Origin of the sequence: Ruminococcus sp. HUN007, from assembly GCF_000712055.1 — a bacterium.
GTDB lineage: Bacteria > Bacillota > Clostridia > Oscillospirales > Ruminococcaceae > HUN007.
In genome coordinates, this window is sequence record NZ_JOOA01000001.1 from 810,454 (window position 1) to 822,964 (window position 12,511).

At 46.2% G+C, this 12,511-nt stretch carries 9 protein-coding genes; 6 read left to right on the forward strand and 3 right to left on the reverse strand.

The features are described from left to right. Positions 1 to 86 precede the first annotated feature (86 nt). The 3 genes from glgB to CC97_RS03465 form a co-directional block, all read right to left on the reverse strand. A complete protein-coding gene (glgB, locus tag CC97_RS03455) occupies positions 87 to 1,895 on the reverse strand; it encodes a 1,4-alpha-glucan branching protein GlgB (protein WP_044973728.1) in 1,809 nt (602 codons plus the stop codon). A gap of 16 nt (positions 1,896 to 1,911) precedes the next feature. After that, positions 1,912 to 3,075 carry a M15 family metallopeptidase gene (locus tag CC97_RS03460; protein ID WP_044973729.1) on the reverse strand — a complete coding sequence of 388 codons (1,164 nt, stop codon included), beginning with the start codon at positions 3,073 to 3,075 and terminating at the stop codon, positions 1,912 to 1,914. Positions 3,076 to 3,174: 99 nt separating this feature from the next. Continuing rightward, positions 3,175 to 4,911 carry a substrate-binding domain-containing protein gene (locus tag CC97_RS03465; protein ID WP_044973730.1) on the reverse strand — a complete coding sequence of 579 codons (1,737 nt, stop codon included), beginning with the start codon at positions 4,909 to 4,911 and terminating at the stop codon, positions 3,175 to 3,177. A 291-nt stretch (positions 4,912 to 5,202) separates the two neighbouring features. Here CC97_RS03465 and CC97_RS03470 point away from each other — a divergent pair, with 291 nt between their 5' ends. The 6 genes from CC97_RS03470 (at position 5,203) to CC97_RS18540 (ending at position 12,463) form a co-directional block, all read left to right on the forward strand. Continuing rightward, positions 5,203 to 7,224, forward strand: coding sequence for a cellulase family glycosylhydrolase (locus tag CC97_RS03470; protein WP_044973731.1), 2,022 nt, complete (start codon positions 5,203 to 5,205; stop codon positions 7,222 to 7,224). A 236-nt stretch (positions 7,225 to 7,460) separates the two neighbouring features. Further along, entirely contained in the window at positions 7,461 to 8,759 is a 1,299-nt protein-coding gene (locus tag CC97_RS03475) for an ABC transporter substrate-binding protein (protein WP_049962663.1), read from the forward strand. 10 nt (positions 8,760 to 8,769) lie between these two features. Next, positions 8,770 to 9,882, forward strand: coding sequence for a glycoside hydrolase family 88 protein (locus tag CC97_RS03480; RefSeq protein ID WP_044973732.1), 1,113 nt, complete (start codon positions 8,770 to 8,772; stop codon positions 9,880 to 9,882). Then, positions 9,872 to 10,780: a sugar ABC transporter permease gene (locus CC97_RS03485; RefSeq protein WP_044973733.1), complete on the forward strand. Its 909-nt coding sequence runs from the start codon at positions 9,872 to 9,874 to the stop codon at positions 10,778 to 10,780. The genes CC97_RS03480 and CC97_RS03485 overlap by 11 nt, the downstream gene beginning before the upstream one ends. Continuing rightward, entirely contained in the window at positions 10,777 to 11,628 is an 852-nt protein-coding gene (locus CC97_RS03490) for a carbohydrate ABC transporter permease (RefSeq protein WP_044973734.1), read from the forward strand. The genes CC97_RS03485 and CC97_RS03490 overlap by 4 nt, the downstream gene beginning before the upstream one ends. A gap of 55 nt (positions 11,629 to 11,683) precedes the next feature. Further along, positions 11,684 to 12,463, forward strand: a complete 780-nt coding sequence (locus CC97_RS18540) for an AraC family transcriptional regulator (RefSeq protein WP_049962664.1) — start codon at positions 11,684 to 11,686, stop codon at positions 12,461 to 12,463. The last annotated feature ends 48 nt before the right edge of the window (positions 12,464 to 12,511 follow it).

Below are 12,511 nucleotides of genomic sequence, written 5' to 3' on the forward strand. Positions count from 1 at the left end.
CGGAAACAATGATAAAATCAGTGTTTCCTGTATATCAAACAGAAAACCCCGGTATCACCCGCGTTTTCATGTTTATATTCTTACCGTCATTCTTCGGAAAGATACATCACACCCGTAAACGGTGGAAGATGTACCGTGATACGTGAATAGTTCTCCGCTTCGTTAAAGCATACATCCGGAATATCATCGCCCGGGTGTGTGGTTCCGCTGTAGATGTCATAGTCACTGCTTATAAGTTCGGTGATCTTTCGCTTTCCGGATGCGTCGAACGAGACTTTTCCACGGTCTTTATCAGAGAAGTTGAAAGCTGAGATGATCTTTTTCTTACCCATTCCGGTCTCGAAAACATACACCGACTTATCCTTTGCAAATGACTCGAGCCATTTGAAGTTATGATCATTGAGTTCATCTTTGTACAGCGCTTCATAAGTTGTATAAATCCGGTTAAGCTCTGCAAAATATCTGTGGAAGCTGTCGTGAAGAGGATACTTGAGAATATCCCAGTCCTGCTCCCTTTTCTCATCCCATTCGCGGAACTGTGCGATCTCGTTGCCCATGAAATTGAGCTTCTTTCCCGGATGAGCGAACATGTACATGTACAGAGCCCTTACCTGCGGGAACTTGAAGTCATAATCGCCCCACATTTTCTGTACGATAGTGGCTTTTCCGTGTACAACCTCATCGTGTGAAAACGGAAGTATGAAATGTTCGCTGAAGAAATATTCCATTGAGAACACAAGTTCATAGTAGTGATCCGGTCTGTATTCCGGCGGGACTTTGAAATATTCGAGAGTGTCGTTCATCCAGCCGAGATCCCACTTGTAGTCAAAACCAAGCCCGCCGTACTCAGAGGCAGCAGTAACCTTGAGAAACGCAGTACTGTCCTCGGCAATGAGCATAGCAGAAGGATGAAGTGCATGAAGTCCGGAATTCATATTTGAGATGAAAGAAACGGCATTCTGGTTGACGCCTCTGTTCGGATCGCCGTTCCAGTATATCGCACGGCTTATGGCATCCATTCTTATCCCGTCAAAATGATATTCCTTAAGCCAGTAGTTCGCACACGACTGAAGAAAACATGCCACTTCCCTTCGGGAATGATTGAAGTTCATGGTACCCCATTCGCTGTTACCGACATCGTTATCAGGCAGGTTGTAAAGATCAGAACCGTCGTAGTGTCCGAGTCCGTAATCATCTACTGCAAAATGCACCGGAACAAAGTCGATTATTACGCCGATGCCGTTTGTGTGACACCTGTCCACAAGTTTCATGAGTTCCTTTGCCGTGCCGTAGCGTGAAGTAGGGCTGAAAAATCCTGTGTTCTGGTACCCCCAGGATTCATCAGCCGGATGTTCGGAAAGCGGCATGAACTCAATATGCGTAAAATGGTTTTCCTTAACGTACTTAATAAGCCGGTCAGCTATTTCAGAATAGGTATACCAGCCGTTTTCATCGTCAGGGTTTGTATGCCACGAACCGAGATGCACCTCGTAAATGCTCAGAGGAGAATTGAAATTCCGTGTACGTTTCTCCATCCATTCTCTGTCATGCCATTCAAATCCGCTAAGATCAGTAACAACGGAAGCGCTTGCCGGTCTGAGTTCCATACCGAACCCGTACGGGTCGCAGTGATCGACCGTTCTTCCGTCCCGTGAAGTTATGCGGAATTTGTAAAGATCTCCGGTGCGGGCATCATCCGAAACATATGTGAACACCCCGCTTCGTCCGTCTTCAGTCATCTCAGCGCCGTTCCAGCCGTTGAAACTTCCGATAACTTTTACTGATGCAGCCGCCGGTGCATACGTTCTGAAAACGATCTTCCCGTTTTCGCGGTGTGCACCAAAAAACTCATAAGCATCAAATGATTTCCCGTCATAAAAATCCTGTAATATCATAAAGATTATCCCCCTGTTACCAGCCGGTCTCCTCGTCAGCTGCGGCTTCGCTTACCTTGTCTTCACTGTCATCAGCTTCTTCCGCATTTTCTTCTGCATCATCGTTTTCCGGAACAGTGTCATCTGCATTCTGATAATCATCGGAAGCCATTATTGTGTCTGCTGCAGGGCTGAACATGTAGAGGAAAGTGTCATCATAGTCTGGTGAAAGCTCAGGTATTTTTACAGTAACTATAAATCCGTCAGAATTGTTTCCTGATACTGTATAAGGCCATTCCGCACCGTTATTGCTTAAGCATTCGTAAGGAATAGGAAGACTTGTCTTGTCAGCGTCTGTATTCATAGGAACGTAGTAGATCCTGTAGAATTCAGTGTCGGAATACTTGTATTCAAGAGGATTTTCGAACTGGAAATCCTTAATAAAACCAATATACTGTTCAAGTGCAACGCCCATTTTTGTGATCATTGAAGCATGAACCGGTCCGACATAGCGGAAATGCCAGGATTCGGCACGGTACTTTGTTATATGCTTGTTCTGCTCAGTATAACGGAGAATAAGGCCGTACTTTGCGGCATTGCTGTAGATCCAGCTGTACTCGCCTTCATTGCGGAGCGCAGGATATTCATAGCCGTCGTCGATAGCAAAGTCCATCGCATAGCCTGTGTGGTGCTCGCTGTGTCCCGGAGGTGCAACAAGATCTGACTCGAGAAGGCCCGTGTTTTCAAGATCTTCATCGTACATCTGTTTCTGTTCATCGTAACTGCGGTATCCGCTGTTGCAGAGAATATTTGTTATACCTGACTGTGCGGCAAAGTCATCGAGCATGGAGTTGATAGCACCTATCATGGTTTTGTCGAGTTCCATGTATGATCTGTCCACTTTATATGAATCTGATTTGTTTTCATAAATGTTGACAATGTTCTGATTTGATCCGTCACTGTATTCATTGTCTCTGTTTACAAGTATGAGTTCTCCCTTGTGTATATCGGAATTCTGTACCTCAACAAAAACCGGAGGAACTGCAGTTTCTGCTTCAGTCACCTCTGTTACAGGAGCCTCAGTACTGTCAGCAGCTGAATTTTCATCCGCAGAACCCGGATCAGAGCTGCATGAAGTGAGCATTAACGAAAATGCCAGCACAAATGCTGACGAAAACGCTGTTATTACTCTTCTATCCATTAGTAATTATCACCCTTCTTGAACGTATAACATCATATTAAAATACACGTAATAATTATAACATATCTGACGCCTGTTTTCAAGAAATTTTATAAATTATCATTGTTTTCTAAGAAGGCAGCTTCTGCGGAAGGCAAGAGCTGACTGTCCGGCACGTTTTCTGAATGCACGCATGAAATATGATATGTCGCTGTATCCGCAGCGTCCGGCTATTTCGCTGACGCTCAGAGTCGTGCTGCGGAGCAGGCTTTCCGCAAGTGCCATACGGGCATTGAGCAGATCGGCATGAAAACTTACCTCATGGAATTCCTGATAGAGATGCTGGAAATGCGAAAGACTTATGCCGATTTCAGCGGCCTGCACTGCCGCCTTCCATTCATTTTCCGGCTCCTCGTACATTTTTTCCCGCAGTGACTTAAGTATCGCCTGATACGGCTGACGGATATCAGCGTTCTGTCTGGCAAGAAGACGCAGTTCACGCTCAACGTGATTCATACGAAGCCTTTCAACTGCGTTGGCAATGATCTGGCAGAATTCTCCGTAATAGAGTTCGAATGCCGCTTTTTCGGACGAAAACCGCCTCATACATATGCCGAAAGCCCTGTCCTGATAATGGAGCGGAGTAATAAAACATGTTGACGGAAAGGATGTATCTTCCGTGTCACTGAGGCTCACACTGCCTCCGGTTTCGATCCTGCCTTCCGAGTTTCTTGAAAGTATGCAGGTCAGTTTGTCGGAATAGCCTTCCTTTCTGTAGTTTTCAGGATCGTTCACATCTCCCTGCCAGTCCGTGCAGAGACAGATGCTGAAACTGTCATCGGACTCGAGGAGATAAAGGTTGCTCACAATTGCAATAACGCACTCATTGAGAGAACTTACGCTGCTCATCATGGAAGAATAGGCGCTGTGGAGAAAAACTGAGTTATGCTGCAGTTCCATAAAATGCTTTCTTGTCATGACCGAGCTTTTCACCTGATCCGGATCACAGCCGCAGCTTGCACCGATCTGCAGCGTGGTATCCGCCTTTACCGGAACCGCTGTTTCACCGCTTATCATTGTGTGAAGTCGGCAGACTGCATCTGCACCGGTCTGAAGATAGGTTCCGCAGACGGTAGTAAGCAGAGGATGAAAGTGCATAAGATCAGGGTTTCCGTCATATCCTCCGACAGCTATCTCCTCGGGGATGCGTACACCTGCCTCCATCAGTGACCAGCACAGCTGAAGTGCCATATAGTCGTTTCCGCAGACTACTGCCTGCGGTTTTTTTATTCTTCCGCTTATGATGTCCTCAGCAAGCTTTATGCCCGATCCGATCCAGAAATCACCGTAGAACACCTTTTCACGGTCAAACGGTATACCGTGTTTTTCAAGCGCATCACGATATCCCGAAAGGCGCTGTTCAGCGTGATGCTCACCTTCCGGTCCCGTCAGGCACAGAATATCGTCGTAACCGTGTTCGGTAATAAAATGTTCTGTCAGCATGCAGAAATGTTCACGGCTGTCCTGTATCACGGATGGAAAGCCTTCTTTCACGCAGTCGAGCATTACCGCCGGAATTCCGAGTTTTCCGAGAGTGTCCGCAATTGAGTCAGCCAGTTCAGTGTGGTAGTACGAACCGCCGGCAAGTATCGCCCCGTCAAAATGCATCTGCCTCAGAAGAGAATATATGTTTTCCTCACCGATGATCTGACGGTCGTCACTATAGTAGTTTATAAAGTGAGTAATGACATAAAGATCGTAGTCAAGTTCCGCAGCCTGTTTTCCGATCACTCTGATAAGATCAAGCGTATACTGCGTATCAGCCCACATAGTAAGAAATACGATCCGTTTTCTCATTTTAAGACTCTCCTTTCCGGCGGCTGCAGATCTGCAGGGTGGCTTTTTCGTTCACTATAATTATAGGGCATTTGTACTTAATTTTCAATAATATTTTGCAGAAAAGTCCATAGTTTCAATCCGTTTTTCCATTGTTTTATCTTTTTTTCTGGTGTATACTTAAGTTATGAAAACGATTATATCACGTATTTTCCGCATTTGAAGAAAATACGCACATCTGCCTGCCGGGATTTTCGGTACCCGGTCAGAAACAACATGTAAGGATTATATCTGTAAGGAGGAAAAATCTCTATGAGATCAATTATCAAACGCATTAGTGCAGGTGCCGCTTCCCTGGCAATGATCACAGGCTTCATGGCTGCAGGTAACCTTTATCCGGTAAACGCTGACAGTGAAAGCTTCCTCGGGGCAGCTGCTTCATCAGGAATGCTCGCTTCAGCAGGTTATAAAATACCTGAGATCAAGGTTCAGCAGAAACAGATCCCTGACAGCGAAGGTCTTAAGATGACAAGAGACATGCGTCTCGGCTGGAACCTCGGCAACACTCTTGATTCCATCGACGACACAGGAAACGTAAAGAACGACCTTGACCTTGAAACATACTGGAACGGCGGTTTCAAAACGACAAAGGAAATGATAGATGTAGTTAAGAAGGCCGGCTTCAACACAGTCCGTGTACCGGTTTCATGGCACAACCACATGGACGGCAGCCTTAACATAAACAAGGCGTGGATGGACAGAGTTCAGGAAGTCGTTGACTACGCTTACAAGAACGATATGTACGTTATTCTCAACGTTCACCACGACAACGACCCGAAAACAATGTACCCGACAACTGCAAAGTACGAACAGTCAAAGAAGTACATGACAAGTGTATGGAAGCAGGTCGGCGAACGCTTCAAGGACTACGGCGACAAGCTCATTTTCGAAACAATGAACGAGCCTCGTATGACCGGCCACACATATGAATGGTGGCTCAACATGAACGACAAGGACTGTATAGACGCCATCCAGACCATCAACAAACTGAATCAGGACTGTCTTGACACTATCCGTGCAACAGGCGGAAACAACGCAAAGCGTTATGTATCAGTTCCGGGTTACGACTGCTCTATCGACGGTGCAACAAACAGCTACTTCAAGCTTCCGACAGATAAGGTCCAGAACCGTCTTATCGTAGCAGTTCACGCTTACACACCATACGGATTCGCACTTGCAGAAACATCTGACTCGCAGAGCACAGACAAATTCGACTACACAAAGGACGCAGGCGACATCGACCAGGTGCTCAATGCGATCTATGACACATACATCTCAAAGGGCATTCCGGTTTACATCGGTGAATTCGGTGCCCGCGACAAGGGCGGCAACACTCAGCCGAGAGTTGACTGGGCTGCTTACTTCGTGGCAAACGCATCTGCACGCAATATTCCTTGCTGCTGGTGGGATGACTATTCATTCATGCTTCTCGACCGTTCAGACGTAACATGGAAGAATCCTGACATCGTAAAGGCTCTCAACCAGTACGCAATGGGCGCCTATGAGGCAAATCTCACAACAGGCAACGAAGAAGCAGACGGCGAGATCCTCAACGGTACAGTTACATACGATTCTGCAAATTCACTCTACAACATCACACTCCCTGCAGCATCAAACGATATTCACATCAACGTTGAAATGGGCAGCGCAGCAGGCGCAAGCGGATGCATCGCTGAAGGTTTCTCAGCATCCGACGGTCAGTACTACTGGGTAATGATACCGTGGACAGCAAAGTCTTCAGGCGACATCAAGATCAACATCAAGAACGGCGTAAACTCACTTGCCTACTCAAAGAACGGTGAAGACCTTACAACAAATGATCCTGATCTCATCAAGCAGGCAATAGCTGAACTCCAGAAGAAAAAGAACTTCCAGGCTCAGGTATGGTGGGCAGGCGACCAGGCCGGCAACTCAGTTGATCTCTCAAACGTAAAGATCACAGGTGCTTACGTAAAGAGCGCAGGCACTTCAGCAGCTCCTACTGCAGAGCCGACCGCAGAACCTACAGTACAGCCAACAGCAGAACCAACAACACAGCCAACAGCTGAGCCAACAGCTGAACCGACAGCTGAACCTTCAAAGAAACCTGAAACAGTTAAGGGCGATGTAAACAGCGACGGTGCTGTTACAGCTGCTGACTACGTTGAACTTATCAACACTCTTATCGGCAGATCAGAACTTACAGCCGAACAGAAAGCAAACGCTGACATGAACGATGACAGCAAGATCTCCATCATCGACCTCATTCTCCTGAGAAACAAATTTGCTTCGTAAACAGCATTCTCTTTTCCGCATTAACACATAAAAATCAGCCCCCGGACGTACGCAGGATCCCCCCGATACGTCCGGGGGCAGTGTTTGCCCGCACGGATAAATCAGCAAAAAGCATCAAATTGTTCATCATTGCGATTGACTAATTGTGTATTTTGCGGTATAATTATAAGAAAACCGGCGTATTCACGTCCGGATGACATCGGGGTCATTTTTTCGGAAAAGGGGGGATCAGGAATATGGCCTTAAAAAGATGTATACTTCGCTGCACGGCACTCATTTCGGCTGTGTTCCTCGCTGCATTCTCTTCCGGATGTTCAGGATCAGACACAAAGCAGAAAAAGATCTCGTTTTCATGGTGGGGCGGACAGTCACGCCACGAAGCAACCATGAAAGCAGTCAGATCCTTTGAAGAAAAACACAAAGATATTAAAATAGATGTAAAATTCGGCGCCTGGGACGGCTGGGAAGATTCCATGACATCAGCGTTCTACGCCGGAACACAGACTGATGTAATACAGATAAACTGGAACTGGCTTGACGTTTTCGACAGTGGCAGCGGCCTTTTTCTTGATTTAAACACCCTTTCTGACCATATAGACCTCAGCGGATACAGTGCGTCAGATCTCGCTGCCTGCACATTTGACGGAGAACTGAGAGCGGTTCCTGTTTCAGTCACAGGCCGAATATTCTACTGGAACAGGTCTGTGTTTAACAAAGCGGGACTTGATGTTCCGAAAACTCTTGACGATCTCTTCAAAGCCGGAGAAGTGTTCCGTGAAAAGCTCGGAGACGACTATTATCCGCTCGCTCTGGCAGAATACGACCGTATGATGCTCATGGTATACTATCTTGCTTCAGTTTACGGAAAACCATGGATACTTGACGGAAAACTAAACTATACAGAAGATGAGATACAGAAAGGCGTAGAGTTTATCGCTTCTCTGGAAGAAGCACATGTGATCCCGTCTGTAGCCGGTATATCCGGAGACGGAGCAGTTACATTTGACCGTTCGCCGAAATGGATGAACGGAGAATATGCCGGAATATTTGAATGGGATTCAGCGGCCTCCAAATATCAGAAAGCTCTTGAAAACACCGATGATTTTGTTGTCGGAGACTATTTTCCGGACTTCGGAAAATACAAGGGCGGCTATTCAAAAATATCAGTGGCGTTCGCTGTTTCGAAGAAGGCTGAACATCCTGAAGAATGCGCTGAATTTCTTGATTTTATACTGAACGATCCGGAAGGAACAGTACTTATGGGAGTGGAACGAGGCATACCGCTGAACAAAAACGCACACAAGGCATGCAGTGCAGCCGGACTCCTGAACGGTATTGAAATGAAAGCGAACGAAAAAGTACTTGACTGGGCAGACTACTCACTCGATATTAATTTTGAAGACCCGAAACTCAAGGTAAGTCCGGAAGGCGTTTACTTCGATGCATTCAGCGGACTCAGCTACGGCGAATATACAGCTGAAAAGACCGCCCGCATTATTTCAGAAGGTGTAAAGGACGTTCTCGGAAGAGAGTAAGGAAGGTATTATGACTATTTCCGAATATACAGACAGATATATCAGCAATTATAAAAATTTCAAGGATTACTGGAATTATGAAGACGGATGCATTCTTACAGGATGTATAAAACTTTATTACGCTACAGGTGAAAGGAAATACAGAGACTTTGTTTTCAGCTATCTTTCATCAGTGATCTCGGAAGAGGGCATAATCCTCAATTTCGATCACTGCAAACACAGCACTGACAGTTTCAACTCCGGCCGTTCGCTGCTTTTTGCATACAAAATGACCGGGGCAGAAAAATACAAAAACGCAATAATGTTTCTGCTTGATAAAATAAAAGTTTATCCGCGGACAAGCGAAGGCAGTTTCATTCATAAATCAATATACCCTGATCAGGTATGGCTTGACGGCCTTTACATGGTGCAGCCGTTCTACGCTTCATGCATTCGGCTTTTCGGCGACGGTGACTACAGTGACATAATGCAGCAGTTCCGCAACGCAAGGAGCACCATGTTCAACAACTCGAAAAAGCTCTACTGCCACGGCTACGACTCGGCGCGTGTACAGCCGTGGGCTGACAGCGAGAGCGGAAGATCGCGCGGATTCTGGCTCAGAGCTATAGGATGGTATCTGATGGCCCTGGTTGACACAGCAGATGCAGTCGGTGACAGTGACAGCGAATGCGTAAAACTCTTAACAGATCTTTTCTGCGAAGCAGCTGAGGGTGTAACGAAATATTCCGACAGCGGATCAGGGCTTTTCTATCAGGTCGTGGATCTGCCCGAAGACGAAAGAAACTACACCGAAACCTCCGGCTCACTCATGATCGCATATGCACTCATGAAAAGTGTTCATCTTGGCTTCCCTGTTGACCGCTCCTACGCAGATCTGAGCCGCAGGATATTTGAAAGCGTTGTAAAGGAAAAATTCAAAACCGGAGACGACGGTCTTACCCTTACGGACATATGCTGCTCGGCCGGTCTTGGTCCCGGCAGACAGCGCAACGGCAGTCCGGAATACTATTTTTCAGAGCTCATCGTCGCTGATGACCCGAAGGGAGTCGGTGCCTTCATGATGGCTTATTCTGAAATAGTAAACGATAACATGACCGGCAGGAGGGATAACGATGAAGCGTGATCCCGGAAAAGACGGCCTTATCAGAAAACAGGAACGTGAGGGATTCAATTTCGTTCTGCTCTGGCTTGCCGGATTTATCATACTGCGTGTTTTCCCCGCTGTTTTTTCACTTGTCTGCAGCTTTTCCGACAGCAGCTTTTTCGGAAGGGCACAGGAATGGGGACTTATGAATTACAGAAAGATATTCAGCGATATCAACACACTGTCATCTTTTGCGGTAACTCTGAAATATACGCTGATAACTGTTCCGCTGAGACTGATCACTGCATTTGCGGTCGCAGCTCTTCTCAGTCACAGCATAAAAGGAATGGCTTTTTTCAGAACAGTTTTCTACATTCCGTCAGTTCTCGGAAGTTCTGTTGCTGTCGCACTCCTGTGGAAAGCCATTTTCAGGGATGACGGGACTGCAAACGCTCTTCTTTCCGCACTCGGTCTGCCGGCCGTAAACTGGCTTTCGGCGAAAGGAAGCGCAATGTTCGTAATTTCACTTCTGAGAATATGGCAGTTCGGATCTTCGATGGTCGTTTTCCTTGCCGCTCTTCGCTCCGTTCCCGGTGAACTTTACGAAGCCGCTGAACTTGACGGAGCAGGCAGGATCAGAAAATTCGTTTCGGTCACACTTCCCTTTGTCTCTCCGGTGATATTTTTTAATCTGATCACACAGTTCGGACTTGCAATGCAGGAATTCAACGCTCCGTTTGTAATAACACAGGGCGGGCCGCGCGGCTCTACAACTCTTGTATCACTGCTGATCTACAATACGGCCTTCCCTATGCACGATCTCGGTCTTTCATGTGCGCTTACATGGGTGTTCTTCATCATTCTGACTGTCATGATAACCGCCGTCTTTGCAACGCAGAAGCTGTGGGTATTCTACGGTGACGAGGAGGAGCTATGAAAAAAAAGACAAACATACATACTTTTCTCCTGTATGCGATCCTTATCCTGACGGGAACGGTGATGATATATCCCCTTCTGTGGATGGTATCAGCCACTTTCAAAACAAACAGCGAAATATCTTCCGGTATCTCACTGCTCATAAAGGAGCCGGTTCCGGACGGATATCTCGCACTTACAGAAAACTACGGAGGAAATATAAACTGTATAAAGGCATTGCTTAACACTTTTACTTTTCTTATACCCAAAGTACTGTTCACAGTCATTTCAAGCATGCTTACCGCATACGGATTCGGAAGGTTCAGTTTTCCGATGAAAAAATTCCTGTTTGCGCTGCTTATAGGTACAATGTTCCTTCCTGATGCCGTTATGGCCATACCTCAGTTCATACTGTTCAGCAGGCTCGGACTCGTTGATTCGCCGCTCTATTCCGCACTCGTCATACCTTCGGTATTTGCTTTCGACTCGTACTTTGTATTTCTGCTGGTGCAGTTTCTGAAAGGCGTCCCGAAAGAACTCGATGATGCCGCAAGGATCGACGGATGCTCATCATTTCAGATACTCGTTTACATTATAGCACCTGTACTTAAACCGGCGCTTGTGAGCTGTGCCGTCTTCCAGTTTATATGGACTTCAAATGACTTTATGGGACCTCTGCTCTACGTGAACACACCTTCAAAATATCCACTGTCAGTATTTATTCGTCTGGCAATGGATGCGGAAAGCGGATTTCAGTACAACCGGGTACTTGCTTCAGCACTGTTCGCTGTAATTCCTTCGCTTACAGTCTTTTTCTGTTCGCAGCGTTCACTGACTGAAAGCATAACTTCCGGCGCGGTCAAAGGATGATATTTCATATCTGATCAATTGTTCTGATCAGATAACAGTATAAAAAGGAGATCACATGGTAATTACCGATATCAACTTCAACTGCCATCAGGATGAGTTTTACAGGCGTTCATTCCGGACACCTGAAAACACCATCGCACTTTATATTCTAAAGTCTCCTGCGGTATTCCGGTTCGGAGAACAGTTTACACGCAAATTCAGAATGTCGTTCATCATCATCAATGAAAAAACAGATTACAGCATCTACGCTACCGGAGAAGTGCTCATCTACGACAGAATAATCATAAAGTGCGACAGCCGTTCTGATACTGTCATACCTTACCACATAAATACGAATACTCTGTACGGGCTTTCGGCGTGTATAAAGACCGACCCGCTGCTGAACATCATCCTGAACGAGTACTACAATCTCGGGAACCACAAGCAGGAGCTTCTTGAACATTATACCTCCTCCCTGTTCACAGTTCTCGGAAATGAGATAAAAACGGATGAACTTTCGATCAAGCCTCCATACTACGACAAGCTGATCGAAATAAGGAAAAACATTCACAGCCGTCCGGGCGAAAAATGGACTGTTGATTCAATCTGCAGCCAGGTAAATCTCAGCCGCTCGTATTTCCAGCTTCTCTATCGCCAGACATTCGGAATAACATGCATAAACGATGTAATAGAAAGCAAGATAAGGCTTGCCTGCGACATGCTCACCACTTCAAACAGCACGGTTTCAGCTGTCGCCGCTGAATGCGGATACGAAAGCGACGTGCATTTCATGAGACAGTTCAAAAAGATGACAGGATGTACTCCTTCGGAATACCGGAAAAAACATTCCAAATAAAAAACAGCCTGTCCTGCATTTTACCGTAAGCAGGACAGGCTGTTTTGC